This is a genomic window from Streptomyces sclerotialus (assembly GCF_040907265.1).
GTDB lineage: Bacteria > Actinomycetota > Actinomycetes > Streptomycetales > Streptomycetaceae > Streptomyces > Streptomyces sclerotialus.
The window spans coordinates 4,758,037-4,783,237 of sequence record NZ_JBFOHP010000002.1; the positions used below are offsets into that span (position 1 = coordinate 4,758,037).

General features: G+C 71.0%; 30 protein-coding genes. 7 read left to right on the forward strand and 23 right to left on the reverse strand.

Annotation, left to right across the window (positions count from 1 at the left end):
• Positions 1–15: 15 nt before the first annotated feature.
• The gene (locus AAC944_RS21165) at positions 16–513 is read right to left on the reverse strand and encodes a helix-turn-helix domain-containing protein (RefSeq protein WP_037771523.1); all 498 of its coding nucleotides are present in this window, start codon (positions 511–513) and stop codon (positions 16–18) included.
• A gap of 271 nt (positions 514–784) precedes the next feature.
• On the opposite strand from AAC944_RS21165, the gene AAC944_RS21170 reads away from it, so the two are divergent.
• Positions 785–1,159, forward strand: a complete 375-nt coding sequence (locus tag AAC944_RS21170) for a VOC family protein (protein WP_030610311.1) — start codon at positions 785–787, stop codon at positions 1,157–1,159.
• A gap of 118 nt (positions 1,160–1,277) precedes the next feature.
• Here AAC944_RS21170 and AAC944_RS21175 read toward each other — a convergent pair whose 3' ends face one another.
• From AAC944_RS21175 to AAC944_RS21195, 5 genes are all read right to left on the reverse strand, one after another.
• Positions 1,278–2,111 (reverse strand): NAD(P)H-binding protein, encoded by an 834-nt coding sequence (locus tag AAC944_RS21175; protein WP_030610308.1) that lies wholly within the window; start codon positions 2,109–2,111, stop codon positions 1,278–1,280.
• 183 nt (positions 2,112–2,294) lie between these two features.
• Positions 2,295–3,035, reverse strand: a complete 741-nt coding sequence (locus tag AAC944_RS21180) for a MerR family transcriptional regulator (RefSeq protein ID WP_030610306.1) — start codon at positions 3,033–3,035, stop codon at positions 2,295–2,297.
• 101 nt (positions 3,036–3,136) lie between these two features.
• A complete protein-coding gene (locus AAC944_RS21185) occupies positions 3,137–4,060 on the reverse strand; it encodes an alpha/beta hydrolase (protein WP_030610304.1) in 924 nt (307 codons plus the stop codon).
• Between the two features lie 180 nt (positions 4,061–4,240).
• Positions 4,241–4,813, reverse strand: a complete 573-nt coding sequence (locus AAC944_RS21190) for a DinB family protein (RefSeq protein WP_078888362.1) — start codon at positions 4,811–4,813, stop codon at positions 4,241–4,243.
• 118 nt (positions 4,814–4,931) lie between these two features.
• Positions 4,932–5,993 (reverse strand): M20 family metallopeptidase, encoded by a 1,062-nt coding sequence (locus tag AAC944_RS21195; protein ID WP_078888374.1) that lies wholly within the window; start codon positions 5,991–5,993, stop codon positions 4,932–4,934.
• 239 nt (positions 5,994–6,232) lie between these two features.
• On the opposite strand from AAC944_RS21195, the gene AAC944_RS21200 reads away from it, so the two are divergent.
• The 3 genes from AAC944_RS21200 (at position 6,233) to AAC944_RS21210 (ending at position 8,894) form a co-directional block, all read left to right on the forward strand.
• Positions 6,233–6,994, forward strand: coding sequence for a class I SAM-dependent methyltransferase (locus AAC944_RS21200; protein ID WP_030610299.1), 762 nt, complete (start codon positions 6,233–6,235; stop codon positions 6,992–6,994).
• A 147-nt stretch (positions 6,995–7,141) separates the two neighbouring features.
• On the forward strand, positions 7,142–8,128 hold the full coding sequence (locus AAC944_RS21205; protein ID WP_030610297.1) for an aldo/keto reductase: 987 nt from the start codon (positions 7,142–7,144) through the stop codon (positions 8,126–8,128).
• A 358-nt stretch (positions 8,129–8,486) separates the two neighbouring features.
• The gene (locus tag AAC944_RS21210) at positions 8,487–8,894 is read left to right on the forward strand and encodes an RNA-binding S4 domain-containing protein (RefSeq protein WP_030610295.1); all 408 of its coding nucleotides are present in this window, start codon (positions 8,487–8,489) and stop codon (positions 8,892–8,894) included.
• Positions 8,895–9,007: 113 nt separating this feature from the next.
• Here AAC944_RS21210 and AAC944_RS21215 read toward each other — a convergent pair whose 3' ends face one another.
• A complete protein-coding gene (locus AAC944_RS21215; protein ID WP_030610293.1) occupies positions 9,008–9,655 on the reverse strand; it encodes a class I SAM-dependent DNA methyltransferase in 648 nt (215 codons plus the stop codon).
• A gap of 351 nt (positions 9,656–10,006) precedes the next feature.
• Entirely contained in the window at positions 10,007–10,420 is a 414-nt protein-coding gene (locus tag AAC944_RS21220) for a VOC family protein (protein ID WP_030610290.1), read from the reverse strand.
• A 170-nt stretch (positions 10,421–10,590) separates the two neighbouring features.
• On the opposite strand from AAC944_RS21220, the gene AAC944_RS21225 reads away from it, so the two are divergent.
• Positions 10,591–11,172: a TetR/AcrR family transcriptional regulator gene (locus tag AAC944_RS21225; protein ID WP_030610287.1), complete on the forward strand. Its 582-nt coding sequence runs from the start codon at positions 10,591–10,593 to the stop codon at positions 11,170–11,172.
• An 80-nt stretch (positions 11,173–11,252) separates the two neighbouring features.
• On the opposite strand, the gene AAC944_RS21230 is transcribed toward AAC944_RS21225, so the two are convergent.
• From AAC944_RS21230 to AAC944_RS21250, 5 genes are all read right to left on the reverse strand, one after another.
• Positions 11,253–11,816 carry an NADPH-dependent FMN reductase gene (locus AAC944_RS21230; RefSeq protein WP_030610285.1) on the reverse strand — a complete coding sequence of 188 codons (564 nt, stop codon included), beginning with the start codon at positions 11,814–11,816 and terminating at the stop codon, positions 11,253–11,255.
• 227 nt (positions 11,817–12,043) lie between these two features.
• The gene (locus AAC944_RS21235; RefSeq protein ID WP_030610280.1) at positions 12,044–12,475 is read right to left on the reverse strand and encodes an ankyrin repeat domain-containing protein; all 432 of its coding nucleotides are present in this window, start codon (positions 12,473–12,475) and stop codon (positions 12,044–12,046) included.
• Between the two features lie 79 nt (positions 12,476–12,554).
• Positions 12,555–13,796, reverse strand: coding sequence for a GNAT family N-acetyltransferase (locus AAC944_RS21240; protein WP_030610277.1), 1,242 nt, complete (start codon positions 13,794–13,796; stop codon positions 12,555–12,557).
• A gap of 79 nt (positions 13,797–13,875) precedes the next feature.
• Positions 13,876–14,808, reverse strand: a complete 933-nt coding sequence (locus AAC944_RS21245) for an asparaginase (protein ID WP_037771520.1) — start codon at positions 14,806–14,808, stop codon at positions 13,876–13,878.
• A gap of 260 nt (positions 14,809–15,068) precedes the next feature.
• Positions 15,069–15,611: an RsiG family protein gene (locus tag AAC944_RS21250; RefSeq protein WP_030610272.1), complete on the reverse strand. Its 543-nt coding sequence runs from the start codon at positions 15,609–15,611 to the stop codon at positions 15,069–15,071.
• A 406-nt stretch (positions 15,612–16,017) separates the two neighbouring features.
• On the opposite strand from AAC944_RS21250, the gene dtd reads away from it, so the two are divergent.
• Positions 16,018–16,443, forward strand: a complete 426-nt coding sequence (gene dtd / locus AAC944_RS21255; RefSeq protein WP_030610269.1) for a D-aminoacyl-tRNA deacylase — start codon at positions 16,018–16,020, stop codon at positions 16,441–16,443.
• 14 nt (positions 16,444–16,457) lie between these two features.
• On the opposite strand, the gene ygfZ is transcribed toward dtd, so the two are convergent.
• From ygfZ to AAC944_RS21305, 10 genes are all read right to left on the reverse strand, one after another.
• Positions 16,458–17,426 carry a CAF17-like 4Fe-4S cluster assembly/insertion protein YgfZ gene (gene ygfZ, locus AAC944_RS21260; protein ID WP_030610266.1) on the reverse strand — a complete coding sequence of 323 codons (969 nt, stop codon included), beginning with the start codon at positions 17,424–17,426 and terminating at the stop codon, positions 16,458–16,460.
• Positions 17,427–17,493: 67 nt separating this feature from the next.
• On the reverse strand, positions 17,494–17,952 hold the full coding sequence (locus tag AAC944_RS21265; protein ID WP_030610263.1) for a Fur family transcriptional regulator: 459 nt from the start codon (positions 17,950–17,952) through the stop codon (positions 17,494–17,496).
• 34 nt (positions 17,953–17,986) lie between these two features.
• Entirely contained in the window at positions 17,987–18,580 is a 594-nt protein-coding gene (locus AAC944_RS21270; RefSeq protein ID WP_030610260.1) for a heme-binding beta-barrel domain-containing protein, read from the reverse strand.
• 294 nt (positions 18,581–18,874) lie between these two features.
• A complete protein-coding gene (locus AAC944_RS21275; protein WP_030610255.1) occupies positions 18,875–19,135 on the reverse strand; it encodes a DUF3099 domain-containing protein in 261 nt (86 codons plus the stop codon).
• 168 nt (positions 19,136–19,303) lie between these two features.
• Entirely contained in the window at positions 19,304–19,591 is a 288-nt protein-coding gene (locus AAC944_RS21280) for a DUF1416 domain-containing protein (RefSeq protein WP_030610252.1), read from the reverse strand.
• Between the two features lie 36 nt (positions 19,592–19,627).
• On the reverse strand, positions 19,628–20,473 hold the full coding sequence (locus tag AAC944_RS21285; RefSeq protein ID WP_030610248.1) for a sulfurtransferase: 846 nt from the start codon (positions 20,471–20,473) through the stop codon (positions 19,628–19,630).
• A gap of 147 nt (positions 20,474–20,620) precedes the next feature.
• A complete protein-coding gene (locus AAC944_RS21290; RefSeq protein ID WP_361558979.1) occupies positions 20,621–20,728 on the reverse strand; it encodes a putative leader peptide in 108 nt (35 codons plus the stop codon).
• A gap of 242 nt (positions 20,729–20,970) precedes the next feature.
• Positions 20,971–21,672, reverse strand: coding sequence for an LmeA family phospholipid-binding protein (locus AAC944_RS21295; protein WP_030610246.1), 702 nt, complete (start codon positions 21,670–21,672; stop codon positions 20,971–20,973).
• Positions 21,673–21,810: 138 nt separating this feature from the next.
• Complete coding sequence (locus tag AAC944_RS21300; RefSeq protein WP_030610243.1) at positions 21,811–23,028, reverse strand: hypothetical protein; 1,218 nt, start codon at positions 23,026–23,028, stop codon at positions 21,811–21,813.
• 8 nt (positions 23,029–23,036) lie between these two features.
• Positions 23,037–23,282, reverse strand: coding sequence for a MoaD/ThiS family protein (locus AAC944_RS21305; protein WP_037771517.1), 246 nt, complete (start codon positions 23,280–23,282; stop codon positions 23,037–23,039).
• 168 nt (positions 23,283–23,450) lie between these two features.
• On the opposite strand from AAC944_RS21305, the gene AAC944_RS21310 reads away from it, so the two are divergent.
• Entirely contained in the window at positions 23,451–25,184 is a 1,734-nt protein-coding gene (locus tag AAC944_RS21310; protein WP_030610237.1) for an ABC transporter ATP-binding protein, read from the forward strand.
• Positions 25,185–25,201 lie beyond the last annotated feature (17 nt).

Here is a 25,201-nt window from a genome sequence, read left to right on the forward strand (position 1 = left end):
CTGGAATCGGATTGCTCAGGTGGCGTGCGGGTCGCCGTCGGCCCCACGGGTGCCCTTCTTGTTCTTGCCCGTACCGCCGCGCTGCCGCTCGTCGCCGCTGTCCTGCTCGCCTTCCGGCGCGGTCCGGTCGAGGTCCAGACCCTCGGCGCGTGCGATGTCCGAGCTGTGGCCGTTCTCCTTGCGGAACGACTCGTAGATCTGCAGCAGTACCTGCTTCTGCTTCTCGTTCAGGGCCGGGTCGGTCAGGATCGCGCTGTGCACTTCCAGTCCGTCCGGGTCCCGCCGTTCGTCGAGGATCCCCGCTTGTACGTACAGGGTCTCGGCCGAGATCCGCAGCGCCTTCGCCAGCTGCTGCAGGATCTCCGCACTCGGCTTGCGCAGACCGCGTTCGATCTGGCTGAGGTACGGGTTGGACACCCCGGCGGCATCGGCGAGCTGCCGGAGGCTCAGCTGCGCATTGCGCCGCTGCTCCCGCAGGAACTCCCCGAGATTGCCGACGTTGAGTGATGCCATGCCTCCGATGCTGCCTCCTGACGCTAACTATTGCAAGCACCCGCTAGCAAAAGTGTTCCGCGTCATGCCGGTACGGGGCGGGAGAGGTGGAGGGGGATGCGTCAGGTGCCACAGGGGGTGAGGTGGCCGCCCCGGCCTGAGGACGCTCGGAGTCGTGCGGCACTTCATGCCCACCCCACTCCATCGGGCCCTGAGCCGTTTAATCACTGGCTTGAGCTTGAGCCGTTTAATCACTGGCTGCGGGAGGTTGGTGCGCCGTAGGGTGCCGGCCATGGCCTGTCGGATTTCCGAACTCATCATTCCTTGCCGGGATGCGCAGCGGCTGGCGGCGTTCTGGTGCGAGGTACTGGACTTCATCGTGCTCGACGACACCGACAACGGCGCGGTGGAGATCGGCCCTCGGGAAGGGTTCGGCGGATTGCAGCCGACGCTGGTCTTCAGCCCCACCACCGAGCCCAAGACGGGCAAGCTGCGCATGCACTTCGACGTCAACGCCACCGACCGCGATCAGGCCGCCGAACTCGAACGACTCCTGAAGCTGGGGGCACGCCCGGCCGACATCGGCCAGACCGGCGAGGAGCAGTGGCACGTCCTGGTCGACCCCGAGGACAACGAATTCTGCCTGCTGCGAGCCCGCCTGAGCTGAGCACCGGCTCGCTCCGGCGAACGCCGGAACCACATCTCAGAGCGGTCTGCTGTCTACGTCCGGTTCTCCCGGTGGCGCCGAGCGCGGGTGGCGGGTTCGCAGGGGTGCCGATGCGGTCTCAGTGGAAGGCGGCACTGTGCTCCGTCGCCCATTGCTGGAACGATCTGGCCGGGGAACCGGTGACCCGGGGAACGGTATCGCGTACCTTCTGCAATTCGTCATTGACGTCCCCGCCCAGCAAGTCGAGGACCGCATCCGCGGTCTCGTCTCCCATGAAGGAAGCCATCGGGCCGTGGGCTTCCTCCCGGCTGATCTCGAGGAAGGCGATCTCCCGCCCCGACGCCGCGGCAAGGGCTGCGACCTGCTGCCGGGCCGTGATGCAGGTCGGCCCGGTCAGGGCGTACGTCTGTCCCTGGTGGCCCGGCTCGGTCAGCGCCGCGCGGGCCACCGCCGCGATGTCCGCTGGGTGGATGGTGGGCAGCCCGATGTCCGCATACGGCGCTCGGACCACGCCCTGCTCGCGAATCGTCTGCGCCCACCACATGGCGTTCGAGGCGAACTGCGTCGGCCGCAGAACGGTCCAGGCCATGCCGCTGTCCTTGAGTAACCGCTCGACTGCCGCGTTCTCGGAGGCCGCCGGCAGGTGCGGATGAGTCTGCACCGTGATCGACGATACGAGTACCACGTGCGCCACGCCTGCCTGCCGGGCGGCCGCCAGGATCTCTGCGTCCGCCCCCATGCCCGACAACAAGAACAGCGAGCGCGCTCCCTCCAACGCGGCCTTCAGGGAATCTGCATGAGCGAGATCGCCCTCGACGGCTTCGATGCTTCCGGGGAACGAAGCCCGTGTTGCATCACGGGTCAGACCTCGCACAGATGCAGCGCCGGCCAGGTGCAACTCCTCCAGCAGAGTGCGCCCAATGTTTCCGGTCGCGCCGGTCACCAGGATCATCGTCATTTCTTTCTGCCGTGCCTGTAGCACCTGTCGTGCCAGTCGTGCCGTCGTGCCTGTCGTCAGCCGCTGATCACGTCAGCGACACGTTAAAACCTCAACTTTGATTGAGGTCAAGGACGTAAGCGGCGGCACCGCAGCGTGCGTTGCCCGGGATCGGCGGTCGGCAGCCGGCAGTCGTGTTCAGCGGCTGTCGTGGGCGGCGGGGCGGCGTTGCCCGGCTCGGTGGGCCAGCGCTTCGAGGATGCGTTGCCATGCGGGTGAGGCGTCGGCGATTTGCGAGGAGACCAGCTTCAGGAACTCTGGGCGGCCGCCGTTGCGTTCGTGTGCGCTCTCCCATGCGTCCAGGTCGTCGATGAGCCGGTCCAGGCGTGGATCGTCCGGGTCCCAGTCGACTGATTGATCGCAGGCGAGGTACAGGCGCATCGTTTCGGGGTCGTCGAGGCTTGCGTTCTTGTCGCGTATCCGCTGCGGCACGGCGAGCGGATCCAGTGCCTGCATCAGGATCCACGAGTCCCGCTCCAGCCGCACCCTCCGTTCGCTGACGCCGAGATTGCGCATCCGGTCCAGGATGGCGACCACCTCGGGGGGCAGGACGAGCCGCTCGCCGCCGGCCAGTTCGGTGATCCGGCGGCGGTACTCGGTGAGCTGGTCGATCTTGCGCTGCAGTTCGGCGTCGATGTCGGCTATGGCCGCGGCGAACTCGGCCGGCTGTGCGTGCAGCAGCGCGTCGATACGGGCCAGCGGTACCCCGGCATCCGCGAGGGTCCTGATCCGGATGAGGTCCACCGCCGCTTGCGCGCTGTAGCGGCGGTAGCCGGAGGCATCGCGTTCGGGCTCGGGCAACAGGCCGACGTGGTGGTAGTGGCGGACGGTGCGCACGGTCACGCCGGCGGTCGCCGCGAGCTGGCCGATCGTGAGCATCGTCCTCCGTCCCCCGTCCTCCGTCCCCCCCCGGTCCTCCGTCCCCCGTCCTCCGTCCTCCGTCTTCCTGAAGCCCTCGTGCAGCGGGGAACGTGTCGAGTCTAAGGACGAGCCGCCCGGTCGACGACGCCGCGGACCGCCTGGACCACGGCATCGGGCCGGTCGAAGCAGAGCCGGTGGTGGCTGGTGCCGGAGATGATGCGTTGTTCTCCGTACGAGACCGCGCTCACCAAGGCCGCGTCCAGTCGCCTCCTGCCGTCCTGCATCTCTTGCCACGTCCGCTCCGGCGTGCGTGCTTCCTGGCCGGGGTCGGTGCCCACCACGGTGAGCGCGACGACCGGGACGTCGGGAACGTTCGGCCCGGCCCGCAGCTCGGTGGCCAGTCCGGCCAGCTCGGTGCGCTCGGCGATGCCGACGTCGGTCCATTCGTCACTCACCTTGGCCTCGGTCAGCGCCTGCCGCATGTGCTCCGGGTAGTCCGTGAGCAGTTCGGCGAACATCTCGTGCAGGGCCGGACGCATCTGTTCCAGCTGCTTCCGGTCAGGTGCCATCCGCTCGACCGCGGCCAGGCTCGCCGCGGGAGGCATGGCGGCGTCCCAGTCACGGTGGAAGGCGTCCAACCAGACCAGCCCGGCGACGTCCTGGGGGTACAGCTGCGCGAACCGGTGCGCGTAGAAGCCGCCGAGGGAGTGCGGCACCAGGACGTACGGGGCGGGGATCTTCTGGGCGTGCAGCAGCTCGCGCAGTTCCGTGGCGACCTCGGCAGCGGTGCGCGGCAGCGGGAGGGGATCGCTGTAGCCCGTACCGCCGCGGTCGTACACGACGGCGGTGGTGAACTGCGAAACCCCTTGCTGGACGCCGAAATAGTCGAGACCGACCGCGCCGGCGCCCGGCAGGAACACCACGGCCGGTCCGCCGCTGCCCGACCGATGCACGAAGATGCCGCGGCCGTCGATCTCCTGGAACCCGCCGACCGGCGGAGTGAACCGGGTCGAGGGAGTGGTGTTGTTGCTGTCGTTCGTCATGTGGCCAGGCTCTGACCCTGACGTAGGGTCAGGGTCAAGCTTCCCCGTCGCAGTGCCTCGCCCGATGGGGCGCTGTGTCTTGGCTCGATGGGCCCGGGCCGTGGCTCGATGGGCGCGGGTCGTGGCTCGATGGGCCCGGGTCGTGGCTCGCTGGTCCTCGCTCTCGTAACGGCCCGGGGCCTACTGGCCCACCCTCCCGTCGATGCACTCGCGCAGCAGGTCGGCCTGGCCGCAGTGCCGTGCGTACTCCTCGATCCGGTGCACCAACAGCTCCCGTACGGCGAACCCGTCCTTCCCCAGGCGCTCGCCCAGGTCCGGGTGCTCGGCCAGCGCGGCGTCGGTCGCGGCCTGCTCGCGCTCCAGCGCGGCGTACGCCGCGTCGACCTCGGCCTGGTCGGCGACGGCTCCGTCGAAGTCGGCATCGCGCTCGCCGTACAGTTTCGGCAGCGGATCGCCGTCGCTGATCCAGTTGCGCCAGTCGCGTTCCACCTCGGCGAGATGCCGCACGAGGCCCAGCAGCGACAACGTCGACGGCGGAACCGAACGACGGGCCAGCTGCTCCGCGTTCAGGCCCTCGCACTTCATCCGCAACGTCAGGCGGTAGTTCGTCAGGAAGTCCTGCAACGTCGCGAGCTCGCCGTCCGGACTGACGCCTTCGCTGTTGCGGAGGTCGTCGTCCGGGTCGGCCCACATGTCGGGGTAGACGGTCGCCTGGCTCCACCGTGCGGGTCGGTCACCACTCATGCGGTCCATGGTGGTGCGTGAGAGGCGGCCCCTGCCAGTGAATTGTGTGCAACTGCCTGGCTTCGAGGCACCGTTGCGTGCCGTGTCGGCGACCTGTAGGAGTGCGGGACCCGCGTCTCTCCTGCGCCTACGCGCGCTGGATCGCCCGCACCAGGCCGGCGGCGAGGTGCGCGCGTTCGGCCATGGCTCCGATCACCAGGTACTCGTGATCGGCATGGGCGCCGCCGCCGACCGCGCCGAGGCCGTCGAGAGTCGGTACCCCCAGCGCCGCGGTGAAGTTGCCGTCGCTGCCGCCGCCGACCGCCTTGCCTTCGAGGCCGGGAACCAGCCGCTTCGCCACCTCGAAGAGCTCGGCGGACGCCGACTCGGGCATCGGCGGCCGGCCGACGGCTCCCTGGACCGCGATCTCCGCCTCATCGAGGTGTGGAGCCAGTGCCGCGAACGCGGCTTCGACACGGTCCTTCTCGTCGGCCGACTCGACCCGGACATCGACGATGACGGTCGCCTCTGCCGGTACGACGTTGTCCAGGGTGCCGGCGGACGCGACGGTCGGAGTGACGGTCGTGCCGAGGTCGGGGCGGCTGAGCGCTGCGATGTCCAGTACCTGGTGTGCGGCTTCGACCAGCGCGTTGACCCCGGCCGCCGGTTCGAGGCCCGCGTGCGAGGCCCGGCCCCTGATGGAGAGCTCGAACGTGCCGCACCCCTTACGGCCGGTCTTCAGGCCTCCGCCGTCAGCGGCGCCCTCGAACACGAGTACCGCGCCGCAAGCGAGGGCCCGTTCCTCGATGAGAGCCCTGGAGGCGCGTGAGCCGACCTCCTCGTCGCAGGTCACCAGGATCTCGACACCCGACCGGTCATCGAGCGTCGCCAGACCGTGAACGGCCTGCACCAGACCGCCGAGCATGTCGAAGACCCCGGGGCCGGTGGCATGCCCGCCCTCGACCTGGAACGGGCGGCGTGCGAGCGTGCCGAGCGGGAACACGGTGTCGTGGTGGCCGAGGATCAGTACCTTCGGATCGCCGCCGGCCGACCAGTGGACGTGCGGCCCGGCTTCGCTCTCCACGAGGACGGCCTGCCCGCCGAGGCGGCTCTCGATGACGGCGGCGACGGCTTCGGCCGATGCCGCCAGGGCGTCGAGATCGCGCGACGGGGACTCGACCTCGACGAGTGTCCTGAGGTCCTCGATCATCGCGTCGACACTCACGTCGACGGGCTCGTGCGTCGTCACGGGGGAAGGGTACTTGGTGCGCTTGGGTGCGCCTGGGTGCGCCTGGGGGCGACTTGGCACGCCTAGGTACGCCTTGAAGAACCGGATCGACTGTTCCTGGCAGCCGGCAGCCGGCAGCTGTCAGCTGTCAGTTGGGGCGCACGGCTTACGGCGCGTGGAAAACGTTTGCCGATGTCCGGGAGCGGGATGAGGATGCCGGTATGGTGCGTGATTTCGATGAGCTGGTGGACGAGGCCGGGGCCGTGTCCGTGGCGGGCTGGGACTTCTCGTGGCTGGACGGGCGGGCGACCGAGGCGCGGCCCTCATGGGGGTACCAGCGGCTGATGGGGGAGCGGCTGGCAGGGGCGTCGGCCGCGCTGGACATCCAGACCGGCGGGGGCGAGGTGCTCGCCGGGGCGCCGAAGCTGCCGCCGGTGATGGTGGCCACCGAGTCCTGGCCGCCGAACGTCGCGAAGGCGACCCAGCTGCTGCACCCGCTCGGCGCGGTGGTCGTCGCCGATCCGGACGAGCCGCCGCTGCCGTTCGCCGACGCCGCTTTCGACCTGGTGACCAGCCGTCATCCGGCGACCGTGTGGTGGACGGAGATCGCGCGTGTACTGCGGCCCGGCGGGACGTACTTCGCGCAGCACGTAGGGCACGAGAGCGTGTTCGAGTTGGTGGAGTACTTCCTCGGGCCGCAGCCCGCGGAGGTCCGGCGGAGCCGGCACCCCGACGACGAGCGTGCGGCGGCCGAGGCGGCCGGGCTGGAGATCGCTGACCTGCGCTTCGAGCGGCTGCGCATCGAGTTCTTCGACATCGGTGCGGTGGTGTACTTCCTGCGCAAGGTGATCTGGATGGTGCCCGGCTTCACCGTCGAGGCGTTCCGTGACCGGCTGCGCGAGCTGCACGAGAAGATCCAGGACGAAGGTCCGTTCGTCGCCCACTCCACGCGCTCCCTCTTCGTGGCCCGTAAGCCGGAGTGACGGCGCCCGTTGCCGACGGAGGGGCCGGGCTCCGGGACGGGCGGGCAGGGTGTTTGACTTCGAGTGCGCTCCAACTCCTACCGTCCCTGACGTCAGCCCGACACAGTCCTCGCCTACGGGGGACGGGGCACTTCAGGAGGTAATGGCATGACCGGCATTCCTACTCGCCAGCTCGGCGATCTGACCGTCTCCGCGCAGGGGCTCGGCTGCATGGGGATGAGCCACGGATACGGCGCTTCGGACGACGCGCAGTCGATCGCGACCATCCACCGTGCGCTCGACCTCGGAGTCACCCTCCTGGACACCTCCGACTTCTACGGATTCGGGCACAACGAGGAGCTGGTCGGGCGGGCCGTCGCCGACCGCCGCGACCGGGCGGTGATCGCCACCAAGTTCGGCTTCACCAACAAGCTGGGCGACCCGACCGTGATCCGGGGCGACGCCGCGTACGTACGCCAGGCCTGCGACGCCTCGCTGCGCCGGCTCGGCGTCGACCACATCGACCTGTACTACCAGCACCGCGTCGACCCCGAGGTGCCGATCGAGGAGACGGTCGGGGCGATGGCGGAGCTGGTCGCGGCCGGCAAGGTACGGCACCTCGGCCTGTCCGAGGCGAGCGCCGAGACGATCCGGCGGGCGCACGCGGTGCACCCGATCGCCGCGCTGCAGAGCGAGTGGTCGCTGTGGACGCGTGACCTGGAGCAGGAGATCGCGCCGGTCTGCCGGGAGCTGGGCATCGGCCTCGTGCCGTTCTCGCCGCTCGGCCGCGGCTTCCTCACCGGCCGGTACACGTCCGTGGCGGGGCTGGCCGAGGGCGACATGCGCCGTACGCAGCCGCGCTTCGCCGACGGCAACCTGGAGCGCAACCTCGCCATCGTCGAGAAGCTGAACGAGCTGGCCGCGGAGAAGGACGTCACGGCCGGGCAGCTGGCGCTCGCTTGGGTGCAGCACCGGGGCGCCGACGTGGTGCCGATTCCGGGCACCCGCCGTGAGAAGTACCTGCTGGAGAACGTCGCCGCGGTCGCCATCGGGCTGTCCGCCGAGGAACTGGCGGCCATCGACGCGGTCGCCCCGGCCGACGCGGTCGCCGGCACCCGCTACGACGCGACGAGCCTGTCCTTCGTCAACCGGTGACGCTCATGCCGGCTGCCGCGTACGACCGCGTGTAACCGGCTGCCGCGGGTGACCGGCTGCCGCGTGCGACCGGCTGCCGGGTGCGACCGGCTGCCGGGTGCGACCGCAGCCGTGTACGACCGGATGAGCCGGGATGAGCGGCACAGGCATCGGTGCCGGTACCGGGACTGGCTGGTACCGGCACCGGCTGGTACCGGTACTGGTTGTACCGGCTGGTACCGGTACTGGTTGTACCGGCTGCCGCTGCTGACCATGGGGTTGTCGGTTGTCCACAGCCTGCTGAGTCGTGGGTGTACGCCACTCCGAGGTTTTCCACAGGCCCGCTCGCCGTTCGCCGTGCCGCCGTAAAGTCGGAGACATGAGTGAGGACGAGGGGAGCGTGCGGATCGACAGCTGGATCTGGTCCGTGCGGCTCATGAAGACGAGATCGATGGCGGCCACGGCATGCCGGGGTGGCCACGTGCGGGTCAACGGCGACCGCGTGAAGGCGGCGTACGGCGTGCGGACCGGTGACGAGGTCCGGCTGCGGCACGCGGGGCGGGAGCGGATCGTGGTCGTGAAGCGGCTGGTGAAGAAGAGAGTGGGGGCGCCGGTCGCGGCCGAGTGCTACATAGACAACAGCCCGCCGCCGCCCCCGCGCGAGGTGGCCGTGCAGGTTCCGGTCCGCGACCGCGGCGCGGGCCGCCCCACCAAGCGCGACCGGCGCGAGATGGAGCGCCTGTGGGGCCGCCCGCCGGCGATCCCCGGAGACGGCCCGAAGCCCTGAGCCAGGGCTCAGGCGCTGTCCGGGCCTACCGGTGATCCGGGCCGACCGGTGATCCGGGCTGACCGGCGATCCGAGCCGGTGCGGTCACGGGGTCGGCTGAGTGGCTCCTCGGTCTACGCCTTGTGTGCGAGGAGCTGGACTTCCTGGAACTGCCGCTGGTCAGTGGGCTTCGGCTCGATCACCAGGCGGGCCGACTCTGCCAATCCGTGCTCGCGGAGGAGCTCGGCGAGGCGATCGGGGGACCAGCGGTAGGCCGTCGCCACCGCGTGGTCGTAGGCCTGCGTCTCGTGGTGGGGGCCGTCGGTGGCGGGGAAGTCGATCAGTAGGTGCCCGCCAGGGGCCAGGACTCGGGCGATCTCGGCCAGGATGGCGGGCAGGTCCTGCGGTGGGGTGTGGATGACGGACCACCGCGAGAGCACCCCGCTGAGCGCGCCGTCCTCGATGTCCAGCGCGGCCATCGAGCCGACCTCGAACCGCAGCCCGGGGTGGGCGTCGCGAGCGAGCTCGATCATTACAGGGGAGGCGTCGACGCCGAAGACATCCAGGCCCAGCCCATGAAGGTGAGCTGTGAGGTCGCCCGGTCCGCAGCCGAGGTCCGCGACCTTGCCGTCGCCGTTCGTCCGTACCAGCTCCGCGAAGGCGCTCAGGTGGGCGCGCTCCAACGGGCGGTCGCGCAGGGGGTCGTGGAACAGCTGCGCGTAGGTGGGGGCGATGGCGTCGTAGGCCTCACGGGTGGCGTGCAAAGTGTCGAGTTCGGTCACCCGGAGACCGTAGCGGGAGGAGAGGACCTGCGCGGCAAGAACGTTCGACTGAACAGCTGCGCACGACTGAGCGGCTGTGCACGACTGAGCAGCTGTGCACGAGGGGTGGCTGTGCACGAGTGAGCGGCTGTGCACGAGGGGGTGGGGTGGGAGGGGGAGGGGGGAGGGGCCCCGGAGGGTGCTGCAGAGGTATGGGCCCCGGCGCTCGGCCACGTGTGCCCCCCGGGTGCTGCAGAGGTACGGGCCGCGCCCCGGCGCTCGGCTGACGTGCGCCTCCCGGGTGCTGCAGAGGTATCGGCCGCGCCCCGGCGCTCGGCCGACGCGTGTCCCCGGGTCCGGCAGGCGTACGGGTCAGCCCCCGTTCGCGGCCAGCCAGTCGGGGTCCGGGGTGGTGGTTTGGAGTACCTCGATCAGGATGCCTTCCGGGCTTTCGATGTGGAAGCGGCGTTGGCCCCAGGGCTCGTCGTGTAGCGGCTCGGTGATCCGTACGCCCTTGGCGCGCAGTGCGGCTTCCTCGGCGGCGGCGTCCTTGACGAGGAAGGCGAGGCAGAGGCCGGCGGTGTCCTGCGTCCGGAAGTTCTCCGGCATGCTCTCGTGGCCGCGCTGGACGAAGTCGAGGACGTACGCGGGGTGTTCGGGGTGGTGCAGGCTGACGTACCAGCCCAGGTCGGCGACGCGCGTGAAGCCGAAGTGCTCGATGTAGAAGCGGCTGCTGGCGGCGGTGTCGTCGGTGAGTACGGCCGTGCCGAGTTTTTCGAATCGCATGTGTCGCTGTTCCTCTCCCCGGTGGCGGCATGGCGGCATGGCGGCATGGCGGCGTGGTGGCTCGATGCCGCCATGGCCACTCATAACCACTTCGTGCGTAGTGTTTGCGAGTACTTCAGTTGTAGTACGTTGGGTGTAGTGGTTGCAAGGGGTTGAGGAGGAGGCTTTCCGTGGTGCGCAATCCGGAGCGGCGTACGGCGCTGGTGGACGCGGCGATCGAGGTGCTGGCGCGGGACGGTGCGCGCGGGCTGACGTTCCGCGCCGTGGACGCGGAGGCTGCCGTCCCGAAGGGCACCGCGTCCAACTACTTCGCGAGTAGGGACGAGTTGCTCGCGCAGGTGACCGGCCAGATCCACCAGCGCATCGCGCCGGACCCCGACGAGGTCATCGAGGTCATGAAGGCGCCGCACGGGCGGGAGCTGGTGACCGAGCTGATGGGGTGGATCAACCGCAGGGTGACCGAGAACCGCACCGGTTACCTCGCGATGCTGGAGCTGCGACTGGAGGCCACCCGGCGGCCCGAGCTGCGCACGGAGCTGACCGCCACCATCCGGGGAGTGCTGGAGGAGGACATCCGCTTCCACGAGGAGGGCGGGCTGCCGGGTGACCGTACGGCGGTGATGCTGATGTATCTCGCGATGACCGGGCTGATGCTGGAGCAGCTCACGCTGCCGGGCGTGGTGCCGGGCGAGGAGACGGACGGGCTGATCGCCGCCCTGGTGGACCGGGTGATCCCGGCCGACGGCCGTTAGTCGCCAGTCGCCAGTCGCCAGTCGCCAGTCACCACTCGTCTCCCCGCCCGGGCCGCCTGCCGCCGTCCCCGCCGGTCCCCTCAGCCCCCGTACGGCCGGGTGCGGCGGGCGTCGCGGAGGGCGTGGGCCCACCAGATCAGTTGGTTCAGGAGGGTGTCGGCCGCGCGGTCCGGGCCCTCGGGGGCGCGGAGCCGGCCCTCGGCGTCGAAGAGCTGGCCGGCCATCGGGAGGCTGACGGTCTCCCGGACCGTCGTCGCGTGCAGTTCCGCGAAGACCAGCCGCAGTTGTTCGACGGCGCGCAGGCCGCCGGAGATCCCGCCGTACGAGACGAACCCGACCGGCTTGGCCTGCCACTCCGCGTGCAGCAGGTCGATGGCGTGCTTCAGCGGCGCCGGGAACGAGTGGTTGTACTCCGGGGTGATCACGACGAAGGCGTCCGCCGCGTCGACACGCTTGGCGAACGCCTCCGCTTCGGGGCCGCCGCGCAGCGCGTACGGCTGGATCTCGGCCAGGTCCAGTACGTCCACGCCGAGGTCGGCGCGCGCCGCCGCGTGCTTGGTGAACCAGTCCGCGACGACGGGCGCGAACCGTCCCTCCCGGGTGCTTCCGACGATGACGGCGAGGTTGAGCGTCTCTGCAGACATGACATGCCTCTCTGAAGCGGTGGCGAATGCAGAGACGACGCTAAAACCTCAACAAAAGTTCAGGTCAAGTGTGAGCGGACGGGAGTGGACGGGAGCGGGTGGGGACGGACGAGTAGGACGGGAATGGATGGGGACGGACGGGAGTGGATGGGAACGGACGGGAGTGACCGGAGGAAAGAGGAAGAGGAAGGGAAAGGGGCCGGCTTCGCCCCCTGCCTTCCCCCGGATCACTCCTCCCCGAACAGCTGGAGCAGTTCCTTCTTCTCGAACATGCGGGCCGTGTCCACCGCCGACGGCGTGCCTGCCTTCGGGTCGGCGCCGTTGCTCAGGAGCAGCCGTACGACCGCGTCCTCGCCCTTGAACACGGCGCCCGCGATCGGGGTCTGACCGCGGTCGTTGGGCCGGTCGGCGTCCGCGCCGCGCCGCAGCAGGGCTTCGACGGTCGCGGCGTGGCCGTGGTACGCGGCCAGCATGATCAGCGAATCGCCCTTCTCGTTGGTGAGGTTGGCGGGCACTCCCGCGTCGACGTACGCGGCGACCGTGTCGGTGTCGCCCTGCCGGGCCAGGTCGAAGACCTTGGCCGCCAGCTGCAGCACCTCGGGGTCGTGCGCGTGCTCGATCGACTCGGGCCCCTGTGCGCCTGGGGTCGTCTCGCTCATGCTGTCGGCCTCCTGCTCTCGTGGTGTGCGCCTGCACTTGCCACTTTATGCAGGCCACGGCCTCGGGCGGCCATACGGCTCAGAACATGTCCGGGCACCATGGCCGTCGCGCCGCCCGCAGCAGGGCGTCCGCCGTGGCCAGTGCCCCCGCTCGGTCCTCCTGGACCCGGCCGAGCGCCGCGAGCCGGGTGGCCGACTCGTCGCCCAGGTACAGCGAGGCCAGTTCGCGTACGTCCAGGGTGAGGTCGGCGGAGCGTTGCGTACGCGTACAGGTGGCGCCCTCGGGTCCCGCGTCGAGGTGGTACCGGCCGGCGGCGTACCCGGCCGCGTCCCGCACCTCCAGGACCAGCGAACCCGGCACCCCGTACGTCCGCGCCTCCAGCAGCTTCGGCACGTCCAGCGGCCGGATCCAGAGGTAGTCGGCGTGCTCGGCGATGCTCGCGGCGCGCGGGTCGCCGAGCAGCAGCGGCAGGGTGTCGTCCGGGGCGCGCTGCCCGGTCTTCACGTGCCACACCCAGTCGATGGAGCACAGGAAGTGCCACAGGGCGCGCTCCGCCTCCGGAGTGACCGCGATCAGCTGGCTGACGTGGGCGGTCTGCTCGGGCTGCTTCCGTTCCCACCGGTCGTCGGTGGTGTACGTGACCAGGCCCTCGACCTCGCCGTCCGCCGACCGGTACACGGCGTGGAAGGGCTCCTGCCACGCCATGGCCGGCCACTGGACCTCGCCGGTCGCCTGCTGCCACCAGCGCTCGCCGCGTGAGACGGCGCCGTGCTGCCGGGCCCGGAAGCGGTCGTGGAGGGCCGGGCCGAGGGTGCGGACCTCCGCGGGGCTCACGAAATCCACCCGGCCGCCGCACTCGGGGCCGGAGTACCGGGAGCCGAGCCGGGCGCGGGCCACGTCGATGGTCCACTCCGTGAACGATGTCGCGGGCCCGAAGCCGTACCGTCCGTAGATCGGGTACTCCGCGGCGATCAGCGTGGCCACCACCTCGCCCCGTTCCCTCGCCGCCGTCAGGTCCTGCGCCATCATCCGGCTGAGCAGGCCGCGGCGGCGGTGCGTGGGCGAGACGGTCACCTGGGACACGGCGTCGGCCGGCACCCGGGCGCCGCCCACGACCGTCAGCTCCTGCGCGAAGCTGCGGAAGGTCGCGATGCAGCGCTCACCGTCGAAACCGCCCTGCGTACGGGCGAAGTCGGTGCCCGAGCGGCGGAAGTCGAGCTCTTCCTTGGTGATCCCCGGCGGCCGGGTGAAACCGGTGGCCATCGCCTCCATCCAGTCGGTGAACTCCTCCTCGCCGACCGTGCGCACCTCAAGGCTCATACCCGTACGCTAGCCACACTCCTGACGGGCTGTCGCATGATTTAGCGGGGCCGAGAGAAGCGGTGGCGGTGCCGGGTGGTCAGAAGGCCGCCGCTCGGATTTCGCCCACGCGCTCGGCGCCGCCCAGCAGCGGGACGTCGGCTATCCGGTCGAGTACCGGGGCGTCGATGCCCATCAGGCGCAGCGTGCGGGCCAGGATCGGGCCGAGCGTGCGGGTCGCGCCGTCGTCGACCTTGAAGGCGAGCGCGCGGCCGTCGGGCAGGGCCAGTGCCTGTACGGCCTCGGCACCCATCTTGGACAGCACGCCGGGGATCTCCCGCATCAGCCAGGTGTCGGGTCGGCGGGTGCCGGCGACGTACTCCGGGTGGGCGCGCATCGCGTCCGCGATCCGGCGCTCGGGGGTGCCGGGCGCCGCCAGCACGAAGTGCCGGTACGCGCGGGCCAGGCCGGTCAGTGAGAGCGACATCAGGGGCGCGCCGCAGCCGTCGGTGCCGACGTGGGCCACCTCCTCGCCGCTCGCCTCCTGCACGGCCGCCAGGACCAGCTGCTGGAGCGGGTGGGCGGGGTCGAGGTAGTTCGCCAGCGGCCAGCCGTTCGCTGCGCAGACGGCGAGCATCGCGGTGTGCTTGCCGGAGCAGTTCATGGTCAGCGGGTCGCGGACCTTGCCGGCGGCCAGGTAGTTCTCCGCCTCGGTGGGGTCGAGCGGCAGGTCGGGCGGGGTCTGCAGCTGCTCGGGGGTGAGGTCGTGCTCGGCGAGCATCTTCTGCACGAGGTCGAGGTGAAAGGATTCTCCGGAGTGGCTGGCGGCGGCCAGGGCCAGGCGCTCGCCGGAGAGGTCCAGGCCCGCGCGGAGGATCGCGGCGGCCTGCATCGGCTTGTTCGTGGAGCGCGGGAAGACCGGCCCGGCCACGTCACCGAGCGCCAGGTCCACGCTGCCGTCCGCGGCCAGTACGACCAGCGAACCGCGGTGCACGCCCTCGACGAAGCCGGAACGGACGACCTCGGCGAGCACGGGCGCGACGGGCGCCCCAGCTCCGGCACCCGAGGGCGCCCCAGCTCCGGCACCCGAGAGCGCCCCAGTCCCGGCACCCGAGGGCGCCCCAGCCTGCGCATCCGCAGAGGTCCCGGTCTCCGTACCGGATATCGCTGCGTCCGCGCCGGATATCGGACCGGTGGACTCGGGCGTGGGCTCGGCGGCGGAGGAGGAGGTCATCGCGGGCCTTCCGGGGACGGGATCACGGACCGCCTCCTTCGGGTCCGGTGGCCGCCGGGTCAGGAGAGCAGGTCGTCTACTTGTGCTTCCCCTTCACGGTACCTGCGGGCGATCTCGGCGCTGCAATCGTCGGCCGTGCGCTGCAGGGACTGGCGGCGCAGCGAGACCTGCTGCTCGTACTGGACCAGCCGGCCCATCGCCTCCCGCAGCTCGGTGTCCGTACGCGCCGACAGGTCGGACAGCTCGACCTCGCCGAGCATGTCCTCGGCCAGCCGGCGGTACTCCTCGCTGTGCGGGGTTCCGACCGTCACGTGCCGGGCCGAGGAGCGGTGCCGCGACGGCTCGTCGGTCAGGATCTCCGGCAGCCGGTCCAGGACCGTGGTCTGCGGCGCGGCGCGCCGGGCGGCCTCGGCGCGCAGGATGTCGATGCGGCCCTGGAGCAGCCGCCGTACGTAGCTGAGGTCGGCCTCCTCCTGCTGCGCGTCCCGGCGCAGCTTGCGGATCTCGGGCAGGCCGCGGCCCGAGAGGTCGGGCCGGGGGGCCGGACGGAAGCGGTCGCGTTGCAGCGGGGGGCGGGGCTGTGCCGGGCCTGCGGGGAGCATGGGGCCATCCTCGGTGCGGTCACCGGGCCGGGCCGGGCGCCCGGACGGGGGCGTCGGCTCGGGCCGGGGCGTGGACGTCGTCGGCGGGGGCAGGGGCCCGCGCGCGGAGGCCGCCGCTGCCCCTTGGGCGGATGTACGGGCAAATGGTACGGAACCGGAGGATGTCTGCCCGGTGCCGGCGGTGCTCATGCGTCTGTCCGTCCCCTCGTGCGGTGCGGTCCGGAGCCACGTGGCCCCCGTGCACCGCGTGCACGCATCGTGCCACTGCGAGTGGTGCGCGCGCAGGGTCATCGGCCCGCGAACGGTCCGTGTGGGGGTATGCCGGACGACGCGGTTGGGCCGTCCGGGTGGTCCGGCGCGTCGCCCCCCTGGGGTGGCCTCGGGTGGCGCCCGGCATCATGGCGGTATGCGAGCAGTGGTGCAGAGGGTGAACGGCGCACGCGTCGACGTGGCCGGTGAGACGGTCGGCGAGATCGTCGGGGAGGGGCTGTGCGTCCTGGTCGGCGTGACGCACGACGACACCCCGGAGAAGGCCGCGCAGCTGGCCCGCAAGCTGTGGTCGGTACGCATCCTCGACGGCGAGAAGTCGTGCTCGGACACGGGCGCCGGGCTGCTGGTGATCAGCCAGTTCACGCTCTACGGGGACGCCCGGAAGGGGCGTCGGCCCACGTGGAACGCCGCGGCTCCCGGGCCCGTTGCCGAGCCGCTGGTCGACGAGGTCGTCGCGCAGCTGCGGGCGCTCGGCGCGCACGTGGAGACGGGCCGGTTCGGCGCGGACATGAAGGTCTCGCTGACGAACGACGGCCCGTTCACGGTGCTCGTGGAGGTGTAGCGCGCGGGAGGACGCTACGGCTCGACCACGACCTCCTGGGCCGCCGCCGTGGTGTCGGCCAGCAGCTCGGCGTCCGCCTTCACGTTCCGCTTGACCAGCGCCAGGGCGATCGGGCCCAGCTCGTGGTGGCGGGCCGACGTCGTGACGAAGCCGACCTGGCGCCCCTCGGGGCCGTCGGCGGCGAGCCGGACCGGCGCGCCGTGGCCCGGCAGCTTCACCTCGCTGCCGTCCAGGTGCAGGAAGACCAGCCGGCGCGGCGGCTTCCCCAGGTTGTGGACGCGGGCGACGGTCTCCTGGCCGCGGTAGCAGCCCTTCTGGAGGTGCACGGCCGTGCCGATCCAGCCCAGCTCGTGCGGGATGGTGCGGTGGTCGGTCTCCAGGCCGAGCCGCGGCCGGTGCGCCTCGACGCGCAGCGCCTCCAGGGCCAGTACACCGATCGCGGGGCCGTGCGCGGCGGCGAAGTCCTCCAGGGAGGCGCGCGGCAGGAAGAGGTCGCGGCCGTGCGGCGTCTCGCGGACGGCGGCGGCGTCCTGCGGCGTCTCGGTGATGGACCCGGCCGGCAGGTGCACGACGGCGAGGTCGTCCGTCCGGTCGGCGACCTCGACCCGGTAGAAGAACTTCATGCTCTCCAGGTATGCGATCAGCGCTTCCTGGGTGCCGGGCTCGGTGTGCAGCCACGTCGTCTCCCCGTCGTCGACGAGGTAGAGCGCGTGCTCGATGTGACCGTTGGCGGAGAGGATCAGCGCCTCGGTGGCGTGGCCCGGCGCGAGCTCGCTGACGTGCTGGGTGAGCAGCAGGTGCAGCCAGCTCAGCCGTTCGGGACCGGAGACGGTGACCACGCCGCGGTGCGAGAGATCCACGAAGCCCGCGCCGTCGGCGAGGGCGCGTTGCTCACGGAAGAGGTCGCCGTAGTGCGCGGCGACGCCTTCGTCGGGGGCCTCGGCGGGGACGGCACCGGGGAGCGACAGCAAGGGGCTCTTCATGGTGCCAAGCCTACGTCCCGGTAGTACCGGATGGCCGGTCCGTCCCGGTGGGTGAGCCTGGTGCGGCTCAGCCGGAGTCCGCCGCCGGCGCCGCGTCGGCCTCGGAGGCCTTGGCGGTGCACTTCCGGCACCGGCCGAAGATCGCGAAGTGCTTCAGGTCCGTGTCGAAGCCGAACATGTCCTGCAGCGTCTCCCGGAAGGGCGCCGCCACCGACAGGTCGGCCTCGATCACGTCCGTGCAGTCCCGGCACACCAGGTGGATGTGGTGGTGCCGGTCGGCGAGGTGGTAGGTGGGCGCGCCGTGTCCGAGGTGGGCATGGCTGACCAGGCCCAGTTCCTCCAGCAGCTCCAGGGTGCGGTAGACCGTGGAGATGTTGACGCCGCCCGCCGTCTTGCGTACCTCGGTGAGGATCTCGTCGGGCGTGGCGTGCTCCAGCCGGTCGACCGCCTCCAGCACGAGCTGCCGCTGGGGCGTCAGACGGTATCCGCGCTTGCGGAGGTCGCTCTGCCAGTCGGTGGTCACCACGCCCCCCAGTGTAGGTACGCCCGTTGGCGTGCGGTTACGGCTTGTAGGGCGTGCCGTCCGCGTTGAAGAAGGAAACTCCGTCGGGCATGTCCTCGGGGAGGCTCTCCGCCCACTCCTTGAGGCCGGCGTCCGCGACCTTCTTGAGGTGGGCCGACATGTACGGGCGCAGCGGCACGTCCGGCGTGGCCTTCTCGCCGACCCACATCAGGTCGCCGTTGACGTAGCCGTACAGCCGCTTGCCGCCGCTGTACGGGCCCGAGGCCTCGGTGCGGGCCACGGCGTCCGTCGCCAGGTCGATCTGCGGCTTCTGGTCGGCCAGCTCGCCGTACCAGACCTCGACGACGCCCTGGTCGCGGATCATGACGATCTCGACCTTGCGGTCCTTGTCGACGCGCCAGTAGCCGCTCTCGGTCTCCAGCGGGCGGACCTTCTTGCCCTCCCCGTCGAGCACCCAGCTGTGCGAGGTGTACTCCAGGAAGTCACGCCCGTCGTGGGTGAAGGTGACCTCCTGCCCGAAGTTGCACTTCTCGGTGCCGGGGAAGTCGGCGACGCCCGCGCCCTCCCAGTTGCCCAGGAGGAAGGCCAGCGGTACGAGGGCCGGGTTCAGGTCGGACGGGATCTCGATCATGAGAGCTCAGGCGATCTATAGAGAGAGGGGAAGGTCTCGGTCCGTGCGCCTTCAGCGCTGACCCTGGTAGAGCTTCTTCCAGGTCAGACCGGCGAAGGCGACGACGCCGACGGCGACCAGGACAAGCAGGGCGGTGAAGAATGCCTCAAGCACGAGCGCGCTCCTCGGACGGAGTGAGGGTTTACGGACCGTAGGTGAGTCTAGTCGCCGCGGGAAGCGGCGGCGCTGTGAGGTCCGCCCCAGGGGGGAGGCCCGCCCCGAGGGGGAGATTCGCCTCAGGGGCGGTACCGGCGCTCACCGGCGGCGGTCCTTGTCGTCCAGCTCGCGCCACCAGCGGTCGGACTCCGGGTCGCCGGACTCGTCCCACCAGCGTTCGCCCGGCTCTCTGCGGTTGGCGACGATCGCCGCGAAGGGCGGGATGACCATCGCGACGACGCACATCGCCACCGCGGCGGGCACGGACCACAGCCGCACGACGCCCCACGCCAGGACGAAGAGCGCGATGCAGGTGGCCATCATGGCGTAGTACCTGCGATGACGGCGCTGGACGGACATACCTCCACGGTAGATCCGGCCGGCGGGTCTGAACAGCGCTGCGCCCTCCGTACGGCGGGCCGTACGGAGGGCGGGCACGCGCGGAGGGCCGCACCACCGGCCAAGGCGTCCAAACCCCTGGGGTGCGGCCCTCCGGCCGTCCGCGGACCGTCCGGGCGACGGTCCGCGTCAGACGGCGATGGCGACCTCTGCCAGCCCGCCCTTCTGGGCGACCACGGTGCGGTCGGCGGTGCCGCCGGGGACGAGCGCGCGCAGCGTCCAGGTGCCCTCGGCCGCGTAGAAGCGGAACTGTCCGGTGGCCGAGGTGGGGACCTCGGCGGTGAACTCGCCGGTGCTGTCCAGCAGGCGGACGTAACCGGTGACGGGCTCGCCGTCCTTGGTCACGCTGCCCTGGATCGTGGTCTCACCGGGCTTGATGGTCGACGCGTCGGGGCCGCCGGCCTGTGCTCCACACATGGGAATTCCTTGAGGGGTAGAGGGAAGGGTCGGGGCTTACTTGTTGGCGCCGAGCTCGATCGGCACGCCCACCAGCGAGCCGTACTCGGTCCAGGAGCCGTCGTAGTTCTTGACGTTCTCCTGGCCCAGCAGCTCGTGCAGCACGAACCAGGTCAGCGCGGAGCGCTCACCGATGCGGCAGTAGGCGATGGTGTCCTTGGCCAGGTCGACCTGCTCGTCCTCGTAGAGGGCCTTGAGCTCCTCGTCGGACTTGAAGGTGCCGTCGTCGTTGGCGTTCTTCGACCACGGGATGTTGCGGGCGCTCGGCACGTGGCCGGGGCGCTGCGACTGCTCCTGCGGGAGGTGCGCCGGGGCGAGCAGCTTGCCGCTGAACTCGTCGGGGGAGCGGACGTCCACCAGGTTCTTGTTGCCGATCGCGTTCACGACATCGTCGCGGAAGGCGCGGATGGAGGTGTCCTGCGGCTTGGCCTTGTACTCGGTCTTCGCGCGGTTCGGCACCTGCGAGCCGTCGACCAGGTCGCGGGAGTCCAGCTCCCACTTCTTGCGGCCGCCGTCGAGGAGCTTGACGTCCTGGTGGCCGTAGAGCTTGAAGTACCAGTAGGCGTAGGACGCGAACCAGTTGTTGTTGCCGCCGTAGAGGACGACGGTGTCGTCGTTGGCGATGCCCTTCTCCGACAGGAGCTTCTCGAAGCCCTCCTGGTCGACGAAGTCACGACGCACCGGGTCCTGCAGGTCCTGCTGCCAGTCGATACGGACCGCGTTCTTGATGTGGTTCTTGTCGTAGGCCGAGGTGTCCTCGTCCACCTCGACGATGACCACCTTGGGGTCGTCGATGTGGGCCTCGACCCAGTCGGCGTCGACGAGGACGTCGCTACGGCTCATGGTTTCTCCTCCGGGGCAGTTGCGGATGCGCAGGGGTACGCCGGTCACGCGCGGCGGCATCAGAGGCGCGCGGCGCTGCGCGGGGATACGAGGGGATGCTGCGAGGGTGTGGGCCTCGCGGCCGGGGGAACGGGTGGCAGAAACCCGTCAGACGGAGCGACAGAGCATGGCGGCGACGCGGCACAGGTCGACTGCCCGCCGCTTCGTGAGATCCGCCTGTCCCCGCGTACGGGAACGGCTCATCAGGCTCTGCATGCCACCGATCGTAAAGAGGGACGGCGGGGCGTGTCACCGGTGTGTCGGATGCTGAGACGTGGATGTCCGCGATGTGGAAGCGGGGCGTGGGCACACCCGTTCGGAGGCGGTCCGGCGGCGGGTCGGGCGGCCTCGGCAGGCCGCGCTGCGGACAGCAGCGTCTCAGGAAGTGGACGGCCGGTCGCCGACGTGCCCCGGAAACCCTTGCAGCGGTCCGTGAGATCCGTGCAGCTAACCGCTGATCAGCCCGGCAGTTCGACGTCGGTGCCCGTCGCGGAGAGCACTATGCCGTCCCGGGTGGTCGTCACGCGGTCGAGCTTCAGCCCGGCCGGCAGCTCGTCCAGCTTCCAGTCGTGGTCCGTACGGGCCCGCACCTTGTCCTCGCAGCCGGGGACCGCGGTGCACAGCGCCGGAAGCTCGTCGGCGCGCAGTCGTATCGTGTCGCCGCCCACCGTGGAGACGGTGCCGACCACGTCGAGCGAGCTGAGCACGGGGACGTCCGGCGAGATCTTGACCTGGCTCTTGCCGCCGCCGGCGCCGCCGTACGAGATGCGGACGCCCTCACCCGCCGCCTTGGTCAGGTCGGCATAGCTGATCCGGGCCTCGCCGGTCGCGGACGCCGCGCCCTCGATGGAGGTGTAGTCGCTGCTCAGCTTTACGTCGTGGAACTGTGCCGACAGCTCGGTGACCCGCAGCCGGTGGCCCTCCGCGGTGGCCTCGATGCCGCCGAGCGAGGCGTCGACCTGGGTGAGGGTGCCGCTCGCCACCTGCGTCAGGAAGGGGAAGCCCTTGACCGAGACCTGCGGCGTCCCGCTCAGCCCCAGGCTGCCGCGGATCTTCTCGGCCGCCTTGTCCTCGGCGAAGTCGACCGCCAGCCGGTCGGCGGCCACGAACAGCACCCCGACGACGACCAACAGCACCAAGAGCCTTCTCAGAGCACGCATCGAACCCCTTCCCCCCATGCTTCGGTGTGACGCCGAGCCTAACCGGGCCACCGGCGCGGTGGCAGGAACCGGCCGGTCACGCTCCCTCCGTAAGGAGCGTGACCGGCCACCTGAGGTTGCCCCGTACGCGCGGGAAGCTCAGCCGAGGGCGCGGCCCAGGACGTAGACGGCGGGCGCCGCGAGCGCCAGCGGCAGCGCCACCCCGGCCGTCAGGTGCACGAACCGCGAGGGGTAGTCGTAGCTGGCGACCCGCAGGCCGATCAGCGCGCAGCCGCCGGCCGCGAAGCCGAGGAAGGCACCGGCCGTGCCCTGGCCGCCGAACTGCCCGGCCGCGATCCCCGCGCCGGTGGCGGCCAGCAGCGCCAGCACCACCGAGACGGGCCCGGGCAGCGGCAGCGCGCGGGCGAGCACGGCGACCGCGACCGCCACCGCGCCGGTCACCGTGGCGTGCGGCGCAGCCGCGAGGTGGCCGGCGGCCAGTACCGCCAGCGCGGACGAGGTGAGGCCCGCGGTCAGTGCGTACATCCGCTCGTCGGCGCTGCTGCGGTTGCGCAGCTGCAGGACGAGGACGAGCAGGCACCACACGCCGAGCGTGCCGATGCCCACCACGGGCGCGTCGTCCCGGTCGGTGGCCAGCAGCGCGACATCGGTGACCAGGCCGCCGAGGAACGCCAGCGCGATGCCCTGGCGGGCCGGCCACATGCCGTTCAGCCGGAACCAGCCCGCCGCCGTGACCGCCTGCAGGACCGCGACCACCAGGGCCGGGAACAGCTGCGGCAGCGGCGCCGCCAGCGCCAGCAGCACGGCGAGCCCCGCGGTGAGCGCGGCGGACTGGAAGCCGGGCGGGATGATCGGCGAGTGGCCCAGGGCGCGGGCGCGCTGGTTGGGCGCGAGGTGCGAGAGGTCGTCGGCGGGCGCGGCGGCGTGCCGCGGTGCGGGCTCGTGGGCAGCTGCCTGCTGGGCGGGGAGGTGGGTGGTCTCCGCGGCGGCGGAGGCGTGCGCGGGCTGCCGCGCGTCGGTCTCCCAGGTCGCGCCGTCCCAGGTCTGGGTCTGCGGCTGTGCCTGCGGCTGGGCGTAGGGGGCCTGCGGATGGCCGCCGTAGCCGTCACCGTGGCCGTACCCATGACCGCCGTACGGTGCGTTGCCGTACGCCTCGCCGCCGTGAGCGCCGTTGTCGTACGCCCCGTTGTCGTACCCGCCCTCTTGGGGAGCGGCGTACGGGTCCTGCGCCGGAACGGCATACGGGCCCTGCGGCTCGTGCGGTTCGCACTGCCGGCCGTGCCGGCCGTGCCGGCCGTACTGCTGCCCGTAGGGATCGTGCTGCCCGTAGTAAGGGCCGTACTGCTGGTCGCTCATCTCGGGGCTCATCCTCCCGCGAACGGCGGGAGGACCTCGACGGTGCCGCCCTGGGACAGTGGGACCGCGGCGTGGTCGCGGGCGCCGACCGCGGTGCCGTCCACGAGGAACGAGCAGCGCATGAGGACGCGGGCGAACTCCGGGTTCGCCGCGTGTGCCGCGCGCGCCGCCTCCAGCGCCTCGGCGAGCGTGCTCGCGGCGTACGGCTCCTCGGCCGTGCCGGCCGCGGCCTTCGCCGCCGCCCAGTAGCGCACGGTGCCTGTTGTTGTCACGACGGCCCCTTCTCCTTCGTTGCCGTCTCCATGATGGCCTACGCCGCCGACGGGCCGGGCCCGGGCAAGGATGGGCAATACCTGGGGAACCAGGTCCCGTAAGACAGAAATATCGGTTGCTGCGCGCAAACGTTCGCATAGGCTCGGCGGGTGCTGGTCCGACTCGCCATGGCGCATTTGCGCCCCCACAGACGTTCGATATCCCTGATCGTGGTACTCCAGCTCGTCCAGACGCTGGCCACGCTGTATCTCCCGACCCTCAACGCCGAGATCATCGACAACGGTGTCGTCAAGGGCGACACCGGTTACATCCTTCGCGCCGGCGGCTTCATGGTCGCCGTGACGCTGCTGCAGATCGTCTGCGCGATCGGCGCCGTCTACTTCGGTGCCCGTACGGCCATGGCCCTGGGCCGGGACATCCGGGCCGCCGTCTTCGACCGGGTGCAGTCCTTCTCCGCGCGGGAGCTCGGCTCCTTCGGCGCGCCCTCGCTCATCACGCGCACCACCAACGACGTCCAGCAGGTCCAGATGCTGGTGCTGATGACGTTCACGATGATGGTCTCGGCGCCCATCATGATGATCGGCGGCGTCGTCATGGCGCTCGACCAGGACGTGCAGCTCTCCGCCCTGCTGCTGGTCATCGTGCCCGTACTGGGCGTGCTGGTGGCGCTGATCGTACGGGGGATGCGGCCGCTCTTCCGGGGCGTGCAGGAGCGCATCGACACCGTCAACCGCGTGCTGCGCGAGCAGATCACCGGTATCCGGGTCATCCGCGCCTTCGTCCGGGACCAGCACGAACGGACCCGCTTCGAGAAGGCCAACACCGACCTCTACGACGTCTCGCTGCGCGCCGGCCGGCTGATGTCGACGATGTTCCCGCTGGTCATGCTGATCGGGAACGCCTCCAGCGTGGCCGTCGTCTGGTTCGGCGGACACCGCATCGACAGCGGCGGCATGGAGATCGGCGCGCTGACGGCCTTCCTCAGCTACCTGATGTACATCCTGATGTCGATCATGATGGCGACGTTCATGGTCATGATGCTGCCGCGCGCCGAGGTCTGTGCCGAGCGCATCCAGGAGGTGCTGGCCACCGACACCAGCGTGACCCCGCCCGCCGCCGGCGTCACCGAGCTGCGCCGGCACGGCGAACTGGAGCTCCGGAACGTAGAGTTCCGCTTCCCCGGCGCCGAGGAGCCGGTCCTCAAGGACGTCTCCCTCGTCGCCCGGCCCGGCGAGACCACCGCCGTCATCGGCTCCACCGGCAGCGGCAAGTCCACCCTCCTCGGCCTGGTGCCCCGGCTGTTCGACGCGACCGGCGGCACGGTGCTGGTGGACGGCGAGGACGTACGGGACCTGGACCCGCGCACCCTCTCCGACGCCATCGGCCTGGTACCGCAGAAGCCGTACCTCTTCTCCGGGACCGTCGCGAGCAACCTGCGCTACGGCAGGCCCGACGCCACCGACGAGGAGCTGTGGCACGCGCTGGAGACCGCGCAGGCCCGCGACTTCGTCGAGCGGATGGAGGGCGGCCTGGAGGCCTCGATCGCGCAGGGCGGCAGCAATGTCTCCGGCGGGCAGCGGCAGCGCCTGGCCATCGCCCGCGCGCTGGTCCGCAAGCCCGAGATCTACCTCTTCGACGACTCCTTCTCCGCGCTGGACTACGCCACCGACGCCGCCCTGCGGGCCGCGCTGGCCCGCGAGACCGGCCGGGCGACCGTGGTGATCGTCGCGCAGCGGGTGTCCACCATCCGCAACGCAGACCGGATCGTGGTCCTGGACGAGGGCCGCGTCGTCGGCACCGGTACCCACGCCGAGCTGATGGCGGACAACGAGACGTACCGGGAGATCGTGCTCTCCCAGCTCACCGAGCAGGAGGCGGCGTGAGTACCCCGGACAAGGGC

What these genes read in the sequence shown, in the direction of transcription:
- AAC944_RS21165 (WP_037771523.1), bottom strand. Translation starts at nt 513, where the DNA reads ATGGCATCACTCAACGTCGGCAATCTCGGGGAGTTCCTGCGGGAGCAG.
- AAC944_RS21300 (WP_030610243.1), bottom strand. Translation starts at nt 23,028, where the DNA reads ATGAGCGACCAGCAGTACGGCCCTTACTACGGGCAGCACGATCCCTAC.
- AAC944_RS21240 (WP_030610277.1), bottom strand. Translation starts at nt 13,796, where the DNA reads ATGAGCCTTGAGGTGCGCACGGTCGGCGAGGAGGAGTTCACCGACTGG.
- AAC944_RS21220 (WP_030610290.1), bottom strand. Translation starts at nt 10,420, where the DNA reads ATGCGATTCGAAAAACTCGGCACGGCCGTACTCACCGACGACACCGCC.
- AAC944_RS21280 (WP_030610252.1), bottom strand. Translation starts at nt 19,591, where the DNA reads ATGTGTGGAGCACAGGCCGGCGGCCCCGACGCGTCGACCATCAAGCCC.
- AAC944_RS21270 (WP_030610260.1), bottom strand. Translation starts at nt 18,580, where the DNA reads ATGATCGAGATCCCGTCCGACCTGAACCCGGCCCTCGTACCGCTGGCC.
- AAC944_RS21195 (WP_078888374.1), bottom strand. Translation starts at nt 5,993, where the DNA reads ATGATCGAGGACCTCAGGACACTCGTCGAGGTCGAGTCCCCGTCGCGC.
- AAC944_RS21210 (WP_030610295.1), top strand. Translation starts at nt 8,487, where the DNA reads ATGAGTGAGGACGAGGGGAGCGTGCGGATCGACAGCTGGATCTGGTCC.
- AAC944_RS21205 (WP_030610297.1), top strand. Translation starts at nt 7,142, where the DNA reads ATGACCGGCATTCCTACTCGCCAGCTCGGCGATCTGACCGTCTCCGCG.
- AAC944_RS21200 (WP_030610299.1), top strand. Translation starts at nt 6,233, where the DNA reads ATGGTGCGTGATTTCGATGAGCTGGTGGACGAGGCCGGGGCCGTGTCC.
- AAC944_RS21250 (WP_030610272.1), bottom strand. Translation starts at nt 15,611, where the DNA reads ATGCTCCCCGCAGGCCCGGCACAGCCCCGCCCCCCGCTGCAACGCGAC.
- ygfZ (WP_030610266.1), bottom strand. Translation starts at nt 17,426, where the DNA reads ATGAAGAGCCCCTTGCTGTCGCTCCCCGGTGCCGTCCCCGCCGAGGCC.
- AAC944_RS21290 (WP_361558979.1), bottom strand. Translation starts at nt 20,728, where the DNA reads ATGCAGAGCCTGATGAGCCGTTCCCGTACGCGGGGACAGGCGGATCTC.
- AAC944_RS21190 (WP_078888362.1), bottom strand. Translation starts at nt 4,813, where the DNA reads ATGGACCGCATGAGTGGTGACCGACCCGCACGGTGGAGCCAGGCGACC.
- AAC944_RS21295 (WP_030610246.1), bottom strand. Translation starts at nt 21,672, where the DNA reads ATGCGTGCTCTGAGAAGGCTCTTGGTGCTGTTGGTCGTCGTCGGGGTG.
- AAC944_RS21175 (WP_030610308.1), bottom strand. Translation starts at nt 2,111, where the DNA reads ATGATCCTGGTGACCGGCGCGACCGGAAACATTGGGCGCACTCTGCTG.
- AAC944_RS21185 (WP_030610304.1), bottom strand. Translation starts at nt 4,060, where the DNA reads ATGACGAACGACAGCAACAACACCACTCCCTCGACCCGGTTCACTCCG.
- dtd (WP_030610269.1), top strand. Translation starts at nt 16,018, where the DNA reads ATGCGAGCAGTGGTGCAGAGGGTGAACGGCGCACGCGTCGACGTGGCC.
- AAC944_RS21170 (WP_030610311.1), top strand. Translation starts at nt 785, where the DNA reads ATGGCCTGTCGGATTTCCGAACTCATCATTCCTTGCCGGGATGCGCAG.
- AAC944_RS21180 (WP_030610306.1), bottom strand. Translation starts at nt 3,035, where the DNA reads ATGCTCACGATCGGCCAGCTCGCGGCGACCGCCGGCGTGACCGTGCGC.
- AAC944_RS21235 (WP_030610280.1), bottom strand. Translation starts at nt 12,475, where the DNA reads ATGAGCGAGACGACCCCAGGCGCACAGGGGCCCGAGTCGATCGAGCAC.
- AAC944_RS21230 (WP_030610285.1), bottom strand. Translation starts at nt 11,816, where the DNA reads ATGTCTGCAGAGACGCTCAACCTCGCCGTCATCGTCGGAAGCACCCGG.
- AAC944_RS21275 (WP_030610255.1), bottom strand. Translation starts at nt 19,135, where the DNA reads ATGTCCGTCCAGCGCCGTCATCGCAGGTACTACGCCATGATGGCCACC.
- AAC944_RS21285 (WP_030610248.1), bottom strand. Translation starts at nt 20,473, where the DNA reads ATGAGCCGTAGCGACGTCCTCGTCGACGCCGACTGGGTCGAGGCCCAC.